At 71.7% G+C, this 18927-nt stretch carries 15 protein-coding genes; 5 read left to right on the top strand and 10 right to left on the bottom strand.

Annotation, left to right across the window (positions count from 1 at the left end; all coding sequences use genetic code 11):
• Window positions 1-84: 84 nt before the first annotated feature.
• Window positions 85-516: a Fur family transcriptional regulator gene (locus OG490_RS32705; RefSeq protein ID WP_330299877.1), complete on the top strand. Its 432-nt coding sequence runs from the start codon at window positions 85-87 to the stop codon at window positions 514-516.
• A gap of 189 nt (window positions 517-705) precedes the next feature.
• On the opposite strand, the gene OG490_RS32700 is transcribed toward OG490_RS32705, so the two are convergent.
• Window positions 706-2265, bottom strand: a complete 1560-nt coding sequence (locus OG490_RS32700; RefSeq protein ID WP_330299876.1) for a DUF6056 family protein — start codon at window positions 2263-2265, stop codon at window positions 706-708.
• A gap of 379 nt (window positions 2266-2644) precedes the next feature.
• Here OG490_RS32700 and OG490_RS32695 point away from each other — a divergent pair, with 379 nt between their 5' ends.
• Window positions 2645-4132 carry a hypothetical protein gene (locus OG490_RS32695; protein ID WP_330299875.1) on the top strand — a complete coding sequence of 496 codons (1488 nt, stop codon included), beginning with the start codon at window positions 2645-2647 and terminating at the stop codon, window positions 4130-4132.
• Window positions 4133-4172: 40 nt separating this feature from the next.
• On the opposite strand, the gene OG490_RS32690 is transcribed toward OG490_RS32695, so the two are convergent.
• The 6 genes from OG490_RS32690 to OG490_RS32665 form a co-directional block, all read right to left on the bottom strand.
• Window positions 4173-6293, bottom strand: a complete 2121-nt coding sequence (locus OG490_RS32690; RefSeq protein ID WP_330299874.1) for a PIG-L family deacetylase — start codon at window positions 6291-6293, stop codon at window positions 4173-4175.
• 502 nt (window positions 6294-6795) lie between these two features.
• Window positions 6796-7503: an ABC transporter ATP-binding protein gene (locus tag OG490_RS32685; protein WP_330299873.1), complete on the bottom strand. Its 708-nt coding sequence runs from the start codon at window positions 7501-7503 to the stop codon at window positions 6796-6798.
• Window positions 7500-8258 (bottom strand): ABC transporter ATP-binding protein, encoded by a 759-nt coding sequence (locus OG490_RS32680; RefSeq protein WP_330299872.1) that lies wholly within the window; start codon window positions 8256-8258, stop codon window positions 7500-7502. The genes OG490_RS32685 and OG490_RS32680 overlap by 4 nt, the downstream gene beginning before the upstream one ends.
• On the bottom strand, window positions 8255-9232 hold the full coding sequence (locus OG490_RS32675) for a branched-chain amino acid ABC transporter permease (RefSeq protein ID WP_330299871.1): 978 nt from the start codon (window positions 9230-9232) through the stop codon (window positions 8255-8257). The genes OG490_RS32680 and OG490_RS32675 overlap by 4 nt, the downstream gene beginning before the upstream one ends.
• Window positions 9229-10107, bottom strand: coding sequence for a branched-chain amino acid ABC transporter permease (locus OG490_RS32670; RefSeq protein WP_330299870.1), 879 nt, complete (start codon window positions 10105-10107; stop codon window positions 9229-9231). Before OG490_RS32670 ends, OG490_RS32675 begins: the two co-directional genes overlap by 4 nt.
• 1 nt (window position 10108) lies before the next feature.
• Window positions 10109-11287, bottom strand: a complete 1179-nt coding sequence (locus tag OG490_RS32665; protein WP_330299869.1) for an ABC transporter substrate-binding protein — start codon at window positions 11285-11287, stop codon at window positions 10109-10111.
• A 274-nt stretch (window positions 11288-11561) separates the two neighbouring features.
• Here OG490_RS32665 and OG490_RS32660 point away from each other — a divergent pair, with 274 nt between their 5' ends.
• Window positions 11562-13190 carry a carboxylesterase/lipase family protein gene (locus OG490_RS32660; protein ID WP_330299868.1) on the top strand — a complete coding sequence of 543 codons (1629 nt, stop codon included), beginning with the start codon at window positions 11562-11564 and terminating at the stop codon, window positions 13188-13190.
• A gap of 32 nt (window positions 13191-13222) precedes the next feature.
• Here the strand turns inward: OG490_RS32660 and OG490_RS32655 are convergent, their stop codons facing one another.
• Window positions 13223-14278, bottom strand: a complete 1056-nt coding sequence (locus tag OG490_RS32655; RefSeq protein WP_330299867.1) for a tartrate dehydrogenase — start codon at window positions 14276-14278, stop codon at window positions 13223-13225.
• 70 nt (window positions 14279-14348) lie between these two features.
• Window positions 14349-15242 (bottom strand): LysR family transcriptional regulator, encoded by an 894-nt coding sequence (locus OG490_RS32650; protein ID WP_330299866.1) that lies wholly within the window; start codon window positions 15240-15242, stop codon window positions 14349-14351.
• 182 nt (window positions 15243-15424) lie between these two features.
• Here OG490_RS32650 and OG490_RS32645 point away from each other — a divergent pair, with 182 nt between their 5' ends.
• Both OG490_RS32645 and OG490_RS32640 read left to right on the top strand, forming a co-directional pair.
• Window positions 15425-16924, top strand: coding sequence for a carboxylesterase/lipase family protein (locus tag OG490_RS32645; RefSeq protein ID WP_330299865.1), 1500 nt, complete (start codon window positions 15425-15427; stop codon window positions 16922-16924).
• 83 nt (window positions 16925-17007) lie between these two features.
• Window positions 17008-17403, top strand: a complete 396-nt coding sequence (locus OG490_RS32640) for a PPOX class F420-dependent oxidoreductase (protein WP_330299864.1) — start codon at window positions 17008-17010, stop codon at window positions 17401-17403.
• A gap of 63 nt (window positions 17404-17466) precedes the next feature.
• Here the strand turns inward: OG490_RS32640 and OG490_RS32635 are convergent, their stop codons facing one another.
• Window positions 17467-18924, bottom strand: coding sequence for an MFS transporter (locus OG490_RS32635; protein ID WP_330299863.1), 1458 nt, complete (start codon window positions 18922-18924; stop codon window positions 17467-17469).
• Between the last annotated feature and the right edge of the window lie 3 nt (window positions 18925-18927).

Genomic DNA, 18927 nt, shown 5'->3' with positions numbered 1-18927 from the left:
GACACCAAGCCCATATCCCGTCGGTTTCCGGACGTCGGCCGGTAAGTTTCGGGGTACCCGTCGAACCTGAAAAGGTGAGCCGATATGAGTGACCTGCTGGAACGGCTACGAGGGCGCGCCTGGCGGATGACCTCCCAGCGGCGCGTGGTCGCGGAGGTCCTCGACGGCGACCACACGCACCTCACGGCCGACGAGGTGCACGCCCGCGCGGTGCGGCTGCTGCCCGAGATCTCCCGGGCCACCGTCTACAACGCCCTGGGCGAGCTCGTCTCCCTGGGCGAGGTCGTCGAGATCACCACCGACGGCCGGGCCAAGCGCTACGACCCCAACGCGCACCAGCCTCACCAGCACCTGGTCTGCTCCGGCTGCGGCCTGATCCGCGACGTCCACCCGCGGAGCAGCCCGCTGGCCGGGCTTCCGGACGAGGAGCGGTTCGGCTTCACGGTGACCGGGGCCGAGGTCACGTACCGCGGACTGTGCCCCGCCTGCGCCCAGTCAGCGCAAGGCGGCGCCTGATTCGTCCCGTTGCATCTGGGGACGCCCGGTGATGCCGGTCGCCGTCAGGACGGCCATGATCCACCCCACGGACCAGCGGCCGATCCCGATGGCGTCGGGGAGGCAGCTGGGTGGCGCCCTGCGGAATCGGATGCCACCGGTACGGCGCCGGAGCCCTCCAGGACCCGGCCCCTACGAGGCAGCCGACGCTCAGCGGCGGTGGATCCGGTCGATGTCGTACCACTTCGAGACGCAGGCGGAGACCCAGTCGCGCTGGTAGTTCTTGGTGTAGAAGGGCTCGGCGAGGTTTCCGATGTAGAGGGGCTTGTAGCCGACGTCGGTGGTGCCCTGCCGGGCTTCCTTCTCGATCCGGGCGTTCTGGGCGTCCCAGGCCACCGATCGGGTGACGGTGGTGGTGGTGAGGGTCTGGACGGCGGGGACGAGCGTGGCCATCGAGGCCAGCGCGAAGGCGCCTGTGGCGATGACGGCGAGGGGTGCGTACCTGGTGGTGGTCGCCCGGCTCGCGAGGTGGCGGCCGGCCCACTGGCCGAGCAGGGCTCCGTAGGCGCAGAGGGCCAGCACCATGGGGACGAGGTAGTTGGTCCAGGTTCGGGCGTAGGTCCAGCCGGTGGGGCCGTAGCCGCTGCGCAGGCCTGCGGCGACGGCGAAGGAGCCGAGGACGACGACGAGTGCGGGGAGGAGCCACAGGGCGATGCGGGTCAGTCGCGGGACGGTGTGGTCCAGTGCTCGCCGGCCGGTGGTGGTGCGCAGGCCGATGGCGAGGCCGATGAGGATGCCTGCGGCGGCGGCTCCGAGGTAGGCCCACTGGCCGGTGACGGAGTCCCACATGAGGAGCCAGTCGTGGGTGGTGGCGCGCAGGCCCTTGCGGGTGAGGAGGGATTCCTTGGAGGGGTTCTGGGCGCGGCGCCAGCGGGCTCCGGGGGAGGTGTAGAGGAGGAGCAGGCCGCTGAGGAGTCCCAGGCACCAGGTCAGGCACCAGGTGAAGGGGCGCCAGGTGGTCGCGAGCCGGAACCGGGGGATGGCCAGGAGTCCGGCGCCTGCGCCGAGGAGTCCGGTGACCAGCGTGAACGGCTCGCTCAGGGTGCCGAGCGCGGCAGCGATGAGGAACGTCGCCACGAACCCGAAGGTCCGGGCTCTGCCGTTGGGCCGGCGGACGGTCCAGATTCCCAGCAGCAGTGCCCACACTCCGATGGCGCTGGGAACGGTGTGCGAAATGGTGGCCGGTGCCCACAGCAGTACTTGATAGTTGCGGGTTCCGGCGAAGTAGATCAGGGCCTGGAGGACCAGGGCGGTGGCGGTGAGGAGGAGCAGGCGGGGCCTGGCTCCGAGGAACCGCATGAACTGGGCGCCGAGGAGGACCAGGCCGAGGGTGAAGGTGACGGCGATGACGGTCGGCAGGATCTTGGTGCCGATGAGTCCGTCGCCGTAGATGACACCGCTCAGGAAGGCGTTGGCGACGCGGCCGTTCTGGGTCATGTAGAAGTCGGAGGTGATGCCGAAGACGCCCATGTCACGGGATTTCCAGGCGGCGCACCAGTCGTCCGAGGTCGGTCGCACGTAGAGCCCGAGGAAGCATCCGACGGCGACCAGCGCCCCGGACACGGTCACGAGGATCCCGGCAGTGCCGAGCATGAACCCGCGGCCGAACGCCCGCCGGTCACTGCCCCGGACCGCTGCGGGGGAATCCGTCAGGGGATCTCCCTCCCCCTCGAACCCGCGCTTGTCCGCGCCGGTCACATCAGTGCTCATTCACCAGTCCTTAACGTCGGCGCAGGGCGGGTCCGGTCACAACAATGTGCACGGCGCCGCGCCCACCGGCATCCGGAGGCCACGCGGGTGGGCGAGTTCGCGAGGGGCCTGGGTCGTCTCTTTCGGATCTTGTCGGTCAGGTCCGCGTCGTCCGGTGCCGTGCCTCGGCGCGCTGCCGGGGCTGCCGCGTACTGGACGTACTCGGGTGCCCCGGCAGTGCGCCGAGGTGCGGTGCCGGGCGGCGCGGACCCGACAAGATCCGAAAGAGACGGCCCAGGTCACCCGGGCGGCGGCCCTGTCGTGGTGGGCTCGGCCCGTCGCGTCCACGATGGAAAGTCCGGGGCGACCCGCACACGCACCTCCTACGGAAGGAACGGCGATGCCCGCTGCCCCGCTCGTCCGCTGGGCGGTCGTGGCGGCGTCCCTCGTGAGCGTCGCCCTTCCCGTGTGCATCTCCACGGGGCCGGCCGGCCGGCCCGCCGAGGGAGCACGCTCGCCGTTCCTCGTCAGACCCACGGGACACCAGGGTCACGGCGCCGCCCTGTACGGCAGCTACGCGTTCCTGCCGATGCCCGCCGCCCTCACCCCCGCCGTCGGGGTCCTGTCCAACACGACCGCCACCGAGGGCATCACCCCGTCCGTGGCCGCGGGCGCGCGGTACATCGAGCGGAGCAACGTACTGCGGCTGGCGTCCGGCCGGTGGAAGTACCTCCCCGACGGCCGGACGGCTTCGGTGGTGGTGGCCCCCGAGGATCCGGCGGCCCGGCGGCAGATCGAGCGGAGCCGTGCCTGGCTGGCCGCCGGACGGGTCCCGGGCAGGTCTGCGGCGCAGCGCGCGGCGGCCGGGCGGGCCCTGCTGGGGATGCGCGCCCTGCTCCGGCCGGACGGGGCCATGGCGGCGGGGTGGACCCCCGGCTGGATGTACTCCTGGCCGCGCGACTCCAGCTTCGCCGCCGCCGCGTTCGCACACACCGGGCACGAGGCCGAGGCCTATCGGATCCTGCGCTACAGCGCGCGGACCCAGCGCGCGGACGGCACCTGGGAGGCGCGGACCAGGCTCGACGGTTCCGGACCGCCGGACGGCAGGCGGTGGCAGCTCGACGCCAACGGCTGGGTTCCCTGGTCCACTTGGCAGTGGTACCGGACGGCGCCCGGCGCGACCCGGCAGGCCCGGCTGGCCGTCCTGTACCCGATGATCCGCAAGGCGGCCGACCATGCGGCGGCCTCGCTGGGGAAGGACGGGCTGCCCCCGGCCTCCCCGGACTACTGGGAGCTGATGACGGCCACCCCGAACATCGGCACGGCCGCCCCTCTGCTCGCCGGGCTCAACGCCTCCGCGGACCTCGCCGCGGAGCTGAACAAGCCGCAGGACGCGGCCCGTTGGCGCGCCGCCGCCGGGCGGCTCTCCTCCGCGCTGGCCAAGAGCTTCGCCCCCCTGGGATACCGGCGCACGGCCGACGGACGGCACGGCCACGACAGCGCGGTGACCTTCATGGCACCCCCCTTCAACGCGGCCCCGGCCGGTCTCCCCCGAGCGCTCGACACCACGTACGAGGCCCTGCTCCTGCCCAACGGCGGCATCACCCCGGGGAACGATCCGAAGGCACCCTGGGGCGGGAACGCCTGGACTCCGAGCACCTCGCTCTTCGCCCTCGCCTGGGCCGGCACGGGGAGGACGGAGAAGGCCGGGCAGGTCCTGGACTGGGTCCTGTCCAAGCGGAACCCGCTCGGGGAGCTGCCCGAGAAGGTCGACGGCGCCGGCCGGCCCTCTTCGGTCGCGCCGCTGGCCTGGACGGGCTCGATCACCGTCCTCTCCCTGCTGGCGCTGGACGGCGAGGCGCTCCCGACGCCACCTCTGCGCCCCTAGACCGTCTCCAGCGGACCCGGCAGGATCCGAAAGGGGCGACCTACGGCTTGACCGCCCGGTGCCACGGGGCCGGCGGGCCGGCCGGCGGCTTGGATCCGGGCGGCGGGGTCGGGGTGATGACGTGCAGATCGGCGTCCAGGCCGAGGGCCGCCGCGACGTCCGTGCGGGGTCCGTCGGCCACGCCCGCCGGGGCGCCCGTGAACAGCATCCGGGATTCCTGCCAGTCCTGCGGGCCGCCCGTGCCCGCCATGCCCACCAGGCCGACCGCGCCCGTGCTCGCGCGGCCCACCAGCATGTCGCCCACGACGCCCACGGCGCCGTAGCCGCCCGGACCGCCGGTCTCGGTCACCGGGGAGAACCGGGGTGCGGGCTGCCCGCCCGCGGTGGCCAGGGTCGTGGCGACGGTGCCCTTGCCGGGCCTGCGGAAGAACAGGCGGACGCCGTCGCCCTCCGGCACCGCCGAGAGCACGCCCGTCGTCGGGGGCAGATAGGTCGGGAAGGGGCCGCCGAGCGGGGCGCCCGGCGTCGGCTGGACCCAGGCGAGTACGGAGCCGTGCGTAGCCGCGTACACGTGGCGCCGCCCGGACCTGTCGGTCTCGGCGACCGGATCGCCCTGAAGACCGGCGCCGCCCAGGGCCTTCCATTCGCCGAACGCCCCGTCCGGAGCCGACTGCGCCGCGGCCCGCAGGGTGCGCCGGGAGTCGCGTACGTACGCCGTCATGCGGCCCGACTGATCCACGGCCACGGCCGGCCCGCTGATCGCCGAGGTGCCGGACCGGTCGACGGTGTCCGGGGAGCCCAGTGACCTCCACGGGCCGAATGCGCCGTTGGCCTCGGACTGGACGGCGTACACGAGGTCGCGGCTGTAGTCCTGGTGCTTCGCGCCCAGGGTGGTGCGGGTGGCGAACACCGCGAGCCTGCCGCCGGGGAGCCGGACCGCGGTCGCCCCGGTGTCGAGCGCGGTGCCGGGGCCGGTGCCGGGGCCGGGGATGAACTGGGGCCCCTGCCAGGGAGCCTTCTCTCCGCCGCGCGTCCAGTACGCCATGCGACCGTCCAGTACGGCGAAGGCCCACACCCGTCCGGGGGCGCCCTCGGCCATCCAGGAGGCGGCGTCGCCCCGGCTGTAGCGGATGGTCTGGTTCCAGCCGGCGCCGGTGGGCCGGGTCGCGGTCTTGCGGTCTCCGCAGCCGGCGGGGCTGCGGCACCAGTCCTCGCGGTCCGTCCAGGCGTAGGTCTTGAGGTAGCCGAGCTTCTCCTCGGCCGCGCGCGCGTCGAGCGTCGGGGGCAGGCCGGTGTTGGGGTAGCTGATGTAGTTCTGGATGGAGAAGTGCGGCCGGTCCGCGGACTGCGCGTAGCGTTCGCTGGCGGCCTGGACGAAGCGGGCGCCGTACATGTGGTCCTGGTGGTCGAGGAAGACCCCCGTGGCCTCGATCCTGCCCGGGGTCGGGTCCTGCGTCCGTATCGTGGTCGGCTTGTACGTCGACAGCACGCCCGCGATCGCGGCTATCGCCTGGTCCTTGGTGTACGAGAACGTCTGCTTGACCGGCGAACCGGAGGACAGCTGGGCCTCGAGGGCGGTTATCTTGCCGTCCCACAGTCCGCGCAGGCTCTGCGGGTTGTCCCCCGAGATGCTGCGGGCCTCGCGGAGCTCCATCCACACGAGGTTGACCTCGGGGCGGGCTATGAGGACGTCGACCTCGGCACTGCCCCCGCCGGCGGTCCGTACGGACTTGCGTTCCCAGGGGCTGGTCCGGTCGCCGGTGGCCATCTGCGCGTAGGCGCCGCGTACGCCGTTCTGCCGGGCCTCCGAGTAGGCGGCGTGGTCGGCGGGCCCCACGGGGTCCTGCAGTGCCCCGCCGTGCGCCTCGTTCCTGCCGTCGGACTCGCCGGAGGTGAGGTAGACGGTGGTGACCTTGATGCCGGCGGCTATGGAACGGCTCACGTCGGGGTTCATGAAGAAGAGGTCGTCGTCGGGGTGCGCGACGATCTGGAGGGTGGAGCCCTCGGTCACACTGGCCTGGTCCGCCGTTTCCTGGCCTGCGCCGTCCTGCCGCCCGGTGTCGCCCGCGCCGTCGTCGTAGGCCCATGCCGTCACACCGGCGGCGCCGACGCATACCGCGGCGACCAGGGCCGCGAGGCGGGTACGGCTGACCAAGGACATCTGGAACACCTCGGGGTATCGGAAACGGCCGGGCCCAATTATGCCTTGTTCGCTTGCCGATGACGCACCTTCAAACGCCATATCAAACAAACTGAGTTGAATGCGCAATATCAGGGATTTATCCCCTTTGTCGCTTTCGGGGCCAAGGCCTCCCGCCCCGCTCCCGGTTTGGGGACCAAGGCCTCCCGTCCCGGCGCAGGCTCCCGTGACGGACGGCACACCGCTCGGCGGATCCGTCCGGCGTCGGCACCGGAGCGACGGGCCCCGCGCGGCGAGCGCGCCTGCGGTGGCCATCGAGACGCTCGGCTACGGGTCGTACCAGGTCAGGCCGCGTTTACGGCCGGGCGGCGGCGGTTCGGGGCTGTTGGAAAGCCCCGAGTCCGCCGCCCGCCCGGACGTCTTCTCCCGGTACTGGCGGTACGGTCCGCCCGGAACCGGCGGACGGGTCTGCCGCCGAGCCGGTTCCACCGGATCCTCGTGAGCAGTCTCACGCCGGTGGAGGTCAGTCGACGCCCAGGAGGCGCCGGCGGTCTTCGGGGCTGGACCCGAACTCCGCGCAGGGCGCCCGGTGGACGATGCGGCCCTTCTGTACGACCACCACGTCCTGGGCGGCGGAGAAGGCGAGACCCAGGTTCTGTTCCACGAGGACCACCGACATGCCCTGCGCGCTCACCTCGCGGATGACCTCGCCCACTTGGGAGACGATCGCGGGGGCGAGGCCGTCGGACGGCTCGTCGAGGAGCAGGAGGCGCGGATTGCGCAGCAGGGACCGGGCGATCGCGAGCATCTGCTGTTCACCGCCGGAGAGCTGGTCCCCGCGGTGGCCGAGCCGCTCCCCCAGCCGCGGGAGCAGGGCGAGGACTCGGTCCCTGGTCCACGGGCCGCGGGCCGGTCGCCTCGAGGCGATCGTCAGGTGCTCCGCCACCGTCAGCGGTGCGAAGACCCGGCGGCCCTGCGGTACGAGGCCCACCCCGGCCCGGGCGATCACATCGACGCGGGATCCGGCGATCTCCCGGCCGCCGAGGGTGACGCTGCCTTCGTACGGCCGGACGAGACCCATGACGGTCGAGACGAGTGTGGTCTTCCCCACCCCGTTGCGGCCGAGGACCGCGAGGGTCCCGCCTTCCTCCAGGTCGAGATCGACACCGTCCAGGACGACGCCCCCGGCGTAGCCGGAGCTCAGTCCACGGATTGTGAGGAACGGATTCACGAGGCGGCTCCCGTCGTGCCGAGGTAGGCGTTCTGGACCTCGCTGGAGGCCCGGACCTCGTCCGGGGTGCCGGTGATCAGGTGTCTGCCGAGATGCATGACCGTCACCGTGTCGGCGAGCTCGAAGACCATGTCGAGGTCGTGCTCGATCAGGAGCACGGTCACTTCGGCGGGCAGGGCGGCGACGAGCTCGGTGAGTCGCGCCGTCTCGGCCGGAGACATCCCGGCGGCCGGTTCGTCCAGCAGCAGCAGCCGGGGTTCGGTGGCCAGGGCGACGGCCACCTCCAGCTGCCGCCGTTCGCCGTGCGAGAGGGCGGCCGCCTCGGCGTCGTGCCGGGTGGGCAGCCCCACCCGCTCGAGCAGCGTCCGCGCCTGCGCGATCGCCGCCGTCCGGGCGCTCACCCTGCGCCAGCCGCCGGCACCGGCCGCACGGCGCAGCACGGCGAGGAGGACGTTCTCCAGCACGGTCTCGCGCAGGAAGAGGCTGGAGTGCTGGAACGTCGCGGCGACGCCGAGCCCGACCCGGCGGTCCACCGGCAGTCGGGTCACGTCCTGGCCGTCGACGAGGATGGTTCCGGCGGTGGTCGCCAGCGTTCCCGAGATCAGGCCGAACAGCGTCGACTTTCCGGCGCCGTTCGGGCCGATGACCGCGTGCCGGGCACCCCGGCGCACGGTGAGGCCGACCTCGTCCAGGGCCCGGAAGGAGCCGAAGTGCCGGGACACCCGGCGTAGTTCCAGTAGATCGCGTGTGGTCACGCCGTCCTCCTTCGGATCAACCGGGCCGGGAGCCGTACGCCGGCCAGCCCGCGGGGCAGCGCGTAGACGGCGATGACGAAGAACACTCCGAGCAGCAACGGCCCGCGGCCCGCGACGACTTCGAGGTGTCCGAGGTAGTCGCGGGTGAGCCAGACGAGCGCGGCTCCGGCGCAGGCCCCCCACAGCGAGCCGGAGCCGCCGATGACGACGGCGAGCAGGGCCAGGGCGGCGATCTCGAACCCCGCGTCGCCGGGTGAGACGAACCGCTGCACGGACACCCACAGGCCGCCGGCGACCCCGGCCAGCGCACCGGCGCCGCAGTAGGCGGCCAGGGCGTACCTTCGGGTGGGGTATCCGATCGCGCTCATGCGGCGCTCGTTGTCCCGGATTCCGCGCAGGGCGAGGGCGAAGGGGGTCGAGCCCAGGCGGGAGACGGCCGCGAAGAGCGCCAGGAACACGGTCAGGACGTAGAGGTACACCAGCCCGTCGAGTTCCAGCGCGGGCATCCCCGGCAGCGGTACGACGGGCGGGATGCCGGACACGCCGTCGGTGCCGTTGGTCAGCGACTTCCAGTTGACGGCGGCGCTGTAGACGATCTCGCCGATGGCGAGCGTCAGCATCAGGAACACCACGCCCCGGGCCCGCACCGCCAGCCATCCCGTGACGGCGGCCACCAGCGCGGAGACGCCGGCGGCGATGAGCAGTTGGAACGCCCCGACGTCGGTGAGCCGGGTCGCGACGATGGCCGCCGTGTAGGCGCCGACGCCGAAGTAGGCCGACTGGCCCAGGGTCGGCAGTCCGGTCAGACCGGTGAGCAGGTTCACGCTGATCGCGAGGAGGGCGAACACCAGGATCCGCGACAGGGTGCCGATGGCGTACGGGCCGAGGAGGAAGGGGGCCGCCGAGAGCCCGAGGACGACGGCGGTCGTGGACAGCCGCCGTGCGGCGGTTCCGTCGGATCCGGGCGGGCTCATGCGCGAACCCCCGACGGGACCAGGCCGTGCGGGCGGACGACGAGCACGGCCAGCATGGTGCCGAAGAGCAGGAAGGGGGCGTACTCCGGGAGGAGCGCCACCCCCAGTGTCTGCACCTGGCCGATGAGGAGCGCGCCGACGAGCGCGCCGCGCACGGATCCGAGACCGCCCACGACCACGACGACGAGCGAGAGGACGAGGACGGTCTCGTCGACGCCCGGGCCGGGACCCAGGATCGGTGCCCCGAGGACACCGCCCGCCACGGCCAGGGCCGCGCCGAGCGCGAAGACCCCGTAGAGCACCTTGCGGATGTCCACGCCGAGCGCGCGGACCATGTCGCGGTCCGCGACGGTGGCCCGTACCAGGGCTCCGAGCGGGCTGCGCTCGAAGAGGAGGTGGACGACGGCGGCGAGGACGGTGGCGACGCCGATGAACACGAGCCGGTAGAGGGGGTAGGCGTGGCCGAGGAGGTCCACGGTCCCGCGCAGCGACCTCGGCGGGTCGGTGGGCAGCACCTCGCCGCCGAAGGCGGCGGCGAGGAGATCGGCGACGATGAAGGTGATGCCGAGCGTCAACACGGCTTGGTCGAGGTGCCCGCGCCGGGCCAGCGGCTGGGTGAGGAACGTCAGCGCCGCTCCGCCGCAGACCCCGACGAGGGCGCCTGCGGCCAGCGCGAGGAGCAGGCCCCACAGGCTTCCGTCGGAGAGGGCGTAGGCGATGTAGGCCCCGGCGAGGTAGAGCGTGCCGTGAGCCAGGTTGAGCACGTCCATCATGCCGAAGACCAGGGAGAGGCCGACCGCGATCGTGAACAGCAGCAGACCGAAGGCGATTCCGTCGACGACGCTGACGAAGTTGCCGTCCAACCATCCGTACATGTCAGCCGCCCAGCCGGACGAGCTCTGAACCGACGCTGTTGGCACCCTGCTTGACCTCGCGCAGGTACCAGGGCTGTACGGGCGTGCCGCCGGCGTTGAAGTGCCAGGTGCCCCGCGGGCTGTCGATGTCCCCCACTGCGGCGATGGCGGCGTTGACCGTTTCCGAAGTCACCGTGGAACCAGCGGACTTGATCGCCTTGTCGAGCACCTGCGCCGCGTCCCATGACGCCATCGCGTAGGTGGTGGGGGCCGAACCGTAGGCGGCCGTGTAGGCGGGGGCGAACTGCTTGTTGGCCGCGTTGTCCAGGTCGGCGCCGTAGTTGAGGGCGGTGAGGATGCCTTCGGCCGCCTCGCCCTGCCCCTTGAGCACGCCGCCCTCGGTGAGGAAGCCGGGTGCGTAGAGCGGGATCTTGCCGGCCAGGCCGAAGTCCCGGTACTGCTTGACGAAGTCGACGGCCGCGCCGCCGGCGTAGAAGCAGAAGACGGACTTGGCTCCGGACCGCTCGATCTGCGCGAGGTAGGGCTGGAAGTTCTTGGTCGCCGGGAACGGCGTGTAGACCTCCTCCCCCGCGATCCTGCCGCCCGCCGGGAGGAAGGTGGACTTGAAGCCCTCCACCTCGTCCTTGCCCGCCTGGTAGCCCGCGGCGATCAGGAAGACCGGGCCGCCGGCCTTCTCGGCCACGTACTTGCCCAGCGCCTTGCCGGGTTCGTCGTTGACGTACGAGGTGCGCCAGATGTACTTGGTCCCGGTCAGGGTCGTGGGCGAGGCGTTCGAGCCGACGAGCGGGACCTTGGAGGTCTCGAACAGGTCCTTGACCCCGTTGATGGTGGCCGAGCTGACCACGCCGCTCACCGCCAGCACGTGGTCCTGCTTGACCAGCTTCTCCGCCGCCGCCTTGCCCGAATCGGCGCTCTCCCCCTCGTCCGCGACCACGATCTCCACCTCGCGCCCGCCGAGTCTGCCGCCGCGCTGTTGGACGTAGAGCTCGAAGCCCTGCTTCATGTCGTCGCCCAACGCCTTGTAGGTCCCCGACTGCGGGACGAGGAGCCCGATCTTCAGGGGCCCGTTCTGCTTGTCGCCCTCGCCTGTCCCCAGGCTCGCGCCGCCACATGCCGTGGCCAGGAAGAGGGTTGCCGTCGTCGCGGCGATCAGAGCAATGGGACGGGTTCGACCTGCCATGGAAACTCCGAACGTTGTCAACCGGCGCTGGAGGGCCGGATGTTGCTGATGGCCTGGGCCTGGGCGAGCTCGCTGGCTGCCCGGCAGCGCATCGGAAGTGACACGTGTCTATCTCGTATTGCTGACGCACGTCAATAGTTCGCAATATCACCGGCCGCGCAGGACCCGAACCCCTTGACCCCGGCCCAAGTCATGGCGCAATACTGACCATCGTCAAAATCACGCTATGCCGATTTCGGCGACGGGCTCTTGATCAGTCAGGGAGTGAAGCACCATGACCGACGTTCCATCGCGGCGCGAAATCCTCAAGAACACCGGGGTGTTGGCCGGCGCCACGCTGCTCTCCGGCCTGCCGGGCACGGGCACGGCGCAAGCCGCCCCGCGCACGGCCGGATCCCCACCCGTGGTCGACGCGCCCGCGGGCCGGCTCCTCGGAAGTGCCGAAGGGGGCCTCGAAGTCTTCAAGGGCGTGCCCTACGCGGCCCCGCCGGTCGGCGCCCTCCGATGGCGCCCGGCCCAGCGCCATCCCGGATGGCAGGGCACGCGCGATGCGACCGCCTTCGGGCCCAGCGCACCGCAGCCCTACCGGGAAGGGGGCGACCAGGTCCTCGGAACCCACGGCTCACCCCCCTTCGACGAGGACTGCCTCACGCTCAACGTCTGGACCCCCGGGGCCGGTTCCGCCAAGCGGCCCGTACTGGTGTGGATCCACGGCGGCGGCTTCATCTCCGGATCCGGCTCGCTGCCGAACTACTCCGGCGAGACCTTCGCCCGCAACGGCGACCTCGTCGTCGTGACCATCAACTACCGCCTCGGACCCCTTGGTTACCTCTACTTCGGGGAGGACGGCGCCGGCGGGAACTTCTGGCTCACCGACCAGCTCGCGGCACTGAACTGGGTACGGGACAACATCGCCGCGTTCGGCGGCGACCCGGACAACATCACCGTCGCCGGACAGTCCGGCGGCGCGCTGTCGGTCGCGGCGCTGGCCGGAGCCCGGACCAAGGGCCGCCCGCTGTTCCGGCGCGCGATCCTGCAGAGCCCGCCGCTCGGACTGAAGATCCCCACCCGCGCCGAGTCGCTGCAGCGCACCGCGAGCTTCCTGGACATCGTCGGAGCCAAGGACGTCGCGGAGCTCCGCGCCGTACCCTGGCCGCGCCTGATCGCCGCCACCTTCGAGATGTTCGGGCGTACCGCGCAGTGGGGGTACTGGTCGACCCCCTTCCTGCCGGTGCTGGACGAGGTCACCCTGGACCGCAACCCGGCCGACCTGCTGCTCAGCGGCGCCGGGGCGGACATCGAGGTCCTGGTCGGCTGGACCAGGGAGGAGGCGAACTTCGCCTTCGCCCTGAGTGAGCCCTACGCCGCTGCGACCAAGGAGCAGGTGCTCGCCAGGGCCCGGAACACCTTCGGAAACCGGGCGGCGCAGGCCTACACCGCGTACGAAGAGGCCCGGCCGGGCGCCCGCCCGCTGGACGTGCTCATGGACCTGATCACCGACGACCTGTTCCGCATGCCCTGCGTGGCGCTGGCCGAAGGGCGGGCGGCCCGTGGACGCCCGGTCTGGGCGTACCAGTTCAACCTCCCGACGCCCGCGCACAACGGTCAACTCGCCGCCGCGCACTGCCTGGAGCTGCCGTTCGTGTTCAACAACTTCGACAAGTGGTCGCAGGCCCCCTTCCTCGCGGGGCTGGGCCCCAGGGTCCGTGACGGTCTCGCCGCGACCGTGCACGCGTCCTGGATCTCCTTCATCCGCACCGGCGACCCCAACCACCACCCCATGCCGCAGTGGGACCGCTACGGCCGGGACTCCCGCACGACGATGACCCTGGACTCGGTCACCACCGCCACCGAGGACATCGCCGGATACTGGCGCCGCCTGCACCATCCGGCGCTGCCGTAGCCACGAAGCCGCCCCGGGGCCCCGGTTCCGCGTCAGAGGTGCTGGAGGAGGGTGGAAGTGAACTCGGCGGTGGTGGCGCTGCCGCCGAGGTCGCGCGTGCGCACCGGGGTGGTGGCCAGGACGCGGGCGATGGCGTCCGTGATGTCGGCCGCGGCCGCGGGGTGGCCGAGGTGGTCGAGCATCATGGCGGCGGACCAGATCGCGCCGATCGGATTGGCGATGCCCCGACCGGCGATGTCGGGGGCCGATCCGTGGACCGGTTCGAACATGGACGGGTGCTCGCCCCGCGGGTTGAGGTTGGCCGACGGGGCGATGCCGATGCCGCCGGCCACCGCGGCCGCCAGGTCGCTGAGGATGTCCCCGAAGAGGTTGGAGGCGACGACGACGTCGAAGCGTGCGGGGTCGAGGACGAACTTGGCGGCCAGCGCGTCGATGTGCTCCTGGTTCCACTCCACCTCGGGGTGCTCGGCGGAACGCTCGGCCACCAGCTCGTCCCAGAACGGCATGGTGTGCACGATGCCGTTGGACTTCGTCGCCGACGTGAGCGGGCCGCCGCGGCGTTCGGCGAGGCCGAAGGCGAAGTCGAGGACCCGGGTCACTCCCGCCCGCGTGAACACCGCTTGCTGCACGGCCATTTCGTCGGGGCGCCCGCGGTTCATCCGGCCGCCGATCTCGCTGTACTCGCCTTCGGTGTTCTCCCGCACGACCACGAAGTCCACCTCGCCGGGCACGGCCCCGCGTACGGGGCTGGGCAGGCCCTCGAACACGCGGATCGGGCGGAGGTTGACGTACTGCTCGAAGGCGCGGCGGATCGGGATGAGCAGCCCCCACAGGGAGACGTGGTCCGGCACTCCCGGGTAGCCGACCGCGCCGAGAAGGATCGCGTCGTGACGGCGGAGCTGTTCCAGTCCGTCCTCGGGCATCATCGATCCCTGGCTCAGGTAGCGCTCGCAGGACCAGTCGAACTGCTCGTAGGTGAAGGTGATGCCGTGGCGCTGCCCGACGGCGTCCAGGACCTCGCGTGCCGCCGGGAGGACTTCGGTGCCGATGCCGTCACCGGGGATGAGGGCGATGCTGTGGTGGGTCATGGCCCGCATTCCAGCAACCGGACGCCGTCCGGGTCCAACACGTATCCCCGATCTCTCTCATAGGCCGGCCCTATGAGTGGGTGGGACGGGGATCCGGGACGGCGATCTCCAGGAAGGCGCGGGCCGCCGGTGTCAGCTGCGCCTTACGGCTCACCAGGACGTTGTGCTGGAGGCAGGCCGGTTCCAGGTCGAGGACGAGGGCTCCGGCCCGTTCGGACAGGTCGGCCCAGGACCGTGTCACCACCGCCAGTCCGACACCTGCGAGCACCAGGGGCAGGAAGGCCATGCGGTGTTCGGTCTCCACCGCGATGCGGACGTCGACGCCCTCTGCTTTCAGGTCGTCGACGTAGGCCCGGATCCCGGTCCCCCGCTGCCCGACGATGAGCCGGTGCCCTGCGAGCTGCTCCGCCCGCACGGCCCGTCCGGGCGGGAAGGGGCCGTCCACCGGGGTGATCAGGACGAGCCTGTCCTCTCCGAGGCGGTGCGGGACGACGTCCCGGCCCGGCAACGGCGAGGAGGTGGTCAGCAGCCCGAGTTCACAGCCTCCCGTGCGCACCGTCTCGACCACGTGCTCGCGGGTGAGGGCGACGCGCAGGCTGAGCGACACCTCCGGATGGCGCTCGGTGAAACGCTGGACCAGGGTGCTGAGGGGTTCGATCGTGGGTGAGGCCATCGCGGCGATCTCCAGGCGCCCGCCGCGCAGTTCACGGACGGCGCCGACGCTCGCCCTGGCCAGTTCCAGCGCGTGCAGGGCTTCCCGCGCCCGCGGAACCAGCGCGGTGCCGGCCTCGGTCAGGACCACCCTCCTGCCGATCCGGTGGAACAGGCTGCTGCCCAGGTCGCGTTCCAGGGTCTGCACGGCCTGGGACAGGGACGGCTGGGACACGTAGAGCGCCGCGGCCGCCCGGTTGAAACCGCCGTGGTCCACGATGGCGAGGAAGTACGTCAGCTGCCGGAAGTCCACGGTTCAGCGCCTGCCGTCCGCGACGGACCGAACTTTGTGGATCACCGTCGTACCGATACGCCACGTCGTCATGCATGCCTCCGCTTCCATCATGGGATCGAAGAATATTGACGGTCGCCATAAATGCGCAATATCTTGAGCGGGCCGAAGACTCCCGATCCCGGTCTGGAAGGACGCACCGAATGGGTTTCGCCCAGGACCGCACCGCGCCCGTCGTTCACACCCGCTCGGGTCCGATCCGCGGCATCGCCGAAGACGGGCTGGCCGTGTTCAAGGGCGTGCCGTACGCGGCGCCGCCCGTCGGGCCCCTGCGGTGGCGCCCCGCACAGCCGCATCGCGGATGGAGCACCACCCTCGACGCGACCGCGTACGGACCCAGCGCCCCGCAGGCCGTCCGCGAGGGCGACCCCGTCCTCGGCGGCCACGGCTTCCCGCCCTTCGACGAGGACTGCCTGACGCTCAACGTCTGGACCCCCGGAGCCGACGACGCCCGCCGCCCCGTCCTGGTCTGGATCCACGGCGGCGCCTTCGTCTCCGGGTCCGGAGCGATGCCGAACTACTCCGGCGAGACCTTCGCGCGCCACGGCGACCTGGTGGTGGTGAACCTCAACTACCGGCTCGGGCCGCTCGGCCTGCTGTCCTTCGCGTCGGACGACGGCGCCGAGTGCCGCAACCTCTGGCTCACGGACCAACTCGCCGCACTGCGCTGGGTCCAGGACAACATCGCCGCCTTCGGCGGGGATCCCGACAACGTCACCCTCGCCGGCCAGTCCGCCGGCGCCCTGTCCACCGCGGCACTCGCGGACCCCGGAGGCCGCGGCCGCCTCTTCCGGCGAGCCATCCTGCAGAGCGTCCCGCTCGCCATGCCCCTGGCCACACCGGCCGAGTCCCTGGCCCGCACCGCCGCCTATCTGGAGATCGTCGGCGCGAAGGACGAGGACGAGCTGCGCACGGTGCCGTGGCCGCGACTGGTCGAGGCCACCACCGGACTCCTCGCCGCCACGACGCAATGGGGGCACTGGACCGCACCGTTCATGCCGGTGCAGGACGAGGGGACGCTGGCGCGGCACCCCGCCCTCAGCCTCCTCGACGGTCCGGGCGCCGACATCGACGTCCTCATCGGCTGGACCGGGGAGGAGTCCGCCTTCACCTTCGCGCTGGGCGAGGCGTACGCGGCCACGACCAGGGACCAGGTGCTCCGCCGGGCACGGGACAGCTTCGGCGACGGCGCGGCCGGAGCGTACGCGGCGTACGAGGCCGCCCGCCCGGGCGCCCGACCGCTCGACGTCCTCGTCGACCTCACCACCGACGAGCTGTTCAGGAAGCCGACCCTGGCCTTCGCGGAAGCGCGGGCGGCACGGGGTCGCCCGGTCTGGACGTACGAGTTCGGTTTCCCCACCCCCGCGCACGAGGGCCGCCTGGGCGCCCCGCACTGCCTGGACCTGCCGTTCGTCTTCGACAACTTCGACAAGTGGGCGCACGCGCCGTTCCTGGCGGGGATGGACACCGGGATCAGGGACGACCTCGCCAGGACCGTGCACCGGGCGTGGATCTCGTTCATACGCACCGGCGACCCCAACCACCCCGCCATGCCGCGCTGGGACCGGTACGACCAGCAGTCGCGCACCACCATGCGCTTCGACACCGTCACCTCGGCCGTCTCACATCTGACGCGGCACTAGTGCCGCGTCAGGGAAGGATCCGGTCTTCGCGTCTGTTCGGTGAGGGAGTGGTCCCAGGAATTTCCGAGCAGAGGGGCGAGGCTGTGTCAGAGCTTTTCGATGAGGAGACGCGCAAGCTGCTGGACGGGAGGAACTTCGCCACCGTCGCGACGCTGAACCGGGACGGCGGGCCGCAGACATCGGTGGTCTGGATCCTCCGGGAGGGCGATACCGTGCTGTTCTCCACGACGGCCGGGCGCCAGAAGGCGCGGAATCTCGCGCGGGATCCACGGATCAGCCTCACGGTCTTCGACACCGCGAACCCGTACCGGTCCGTAGACGTCCGCGGCACCGCCGAGCTGATCGACGACCCGGCGAAATCGCTGCCGTACAGGCTCTCTCAGAAGTACCTGGGCGAGGATCCCCTGGCCGAGTCGGAGGAGGTGCTCCGGCTGATCGTCCGGGTGACCCCGCAGAAGGTCACGGGCTTCTCCGTCTGAGGCACGCGGACGCCGGTCGCCCGGTCGCCCGCCGTGCCGAGCACAGCGGGTCGGCCGGACGGGCTACGCGTCGTGGTTGCCGACGGTCTTGCGGGGCAGGGCCAGGCACAGCGCCGCGCACAGCAGGTAGGCCGCGATCGCCCAGGGCCCCGCGTGGGTGAGGGCGCTCGTGAGGCCCTTGTCGGCACGGGAGAAGAAGACGCTGCCGATCACCGCGACGCCGAGGGCCCCGCCGAACTGCTGGGCGGTGGACAGGATCCCGGAGGCCCCACCGGCGAGTTGGCCGGGCACGGTGCTCAGGATGGTGTTGACCAGCGGGATGATCAGGAAGATCAGGCCCACTCCGGCCAGGAACAGTCCCGGAACCAGCGGCCAGGCACCGGTGTGGGACGGGGCGGAGTCCCGGGCCGCCCGGCTCACCCAGTACAGGCCGCCGGCCATGGCCAGGGCGCCGAGGATCAGCACGGAGCGGCCGAGCTTGGCGGCCAGCGGGTCGACCGCGGGAGCGGCGAGGATCGAGCCCGCGCTGAAGGCGATCATCAGCAGCCCGGCCTGGGTGGGGGTGTAGCCCTGCCCGTTCTGCAGCCAGATGGTGAAGACGAGCATGAAGCCGGACATGCCCCCGTAGAAGAGGAGCTGGATGAGCAGACCGGCGCTGAAGGCGGGCTTCCTGAACAGGCTGACGGGGAGCAGCGGATGTTCGATGCCGCGCCTGGACTCGAGGGCGGCGGTCGCGATCAGGGTGAGGACACCGGCCGCCAGGCAGAGCCAGCCCCACAGCGGCCAGCCGTTGGAGCGGCCCTGGACCAGCGGCAGCACGATGGCTACGAGGGCGGTCGCCAGCACCAGGTTGCCCACCGCGTCGATGCGCCCGGTGAAGGATCCGTCCCTGGAGGCGGGTATCCACTTGGCGCCCAGGAGCAGGACGAGGGCGGCGAGGGGCAGGTTGACGGCGAAGATGGTGCGCCAGCCCCATCCGAACAGGTCCCAGTCGGTCAGTACGCCGCCGAGCAGCACGCCGACCGCGGTGGACAGGCCCGCGATCGCCCCGTAGAGGGCGAAGGCCTTCCCGCGTTCCTCGCCGTCGAACATCGTGCGGAACGAGGCGAGGACCTGGGGCATGATGATCGCCGCCGCCACTCCCTGGACTCCGCGAGAGGCGACCAGGACCTCGGCGCTGCCGGCGAGCGCGCTGGCCAGGCTCGCGGCGGCGAAGGCGCCCACCCCGGCCATGAACAGCCGCTTGCGCCCGTAGCGGTCCCCGAGGTGCCCCGCGATGATCAGCGTGGCGGCGAAGCCCAGCATGTACGCGGAGACGGTCCACTGGAGCTCGGCCGGTGTCGCTCCGAGCTCCTTGCCCATGGACGGAAGCGCGGTGTTCACGATCGACCCGTCGATCATGTCCATGAGCGCCGCGAGGATCATCACGAACGCCGCCGCCCATCGCCGGGGATAGGGCGTGAGCGTCCCCTCGGGGCGGGTCTCGGCCGCGTCCCGCCTGTCGCTCGTGCTGGAGGTCATGTC

The organism is Streptomyces sp. NBC_00503, from assembly GCF_036346895.1.
In the GTDB taxonomy this organism is placed as follows: Bacteria; Actinomycetota; Actinomycetes; order Streptomycetales; family Streptomycetaceae; genus Streptomyces.
This window is presented reverse-complemented; position numbering and strand designations above follow the sequence as displayed.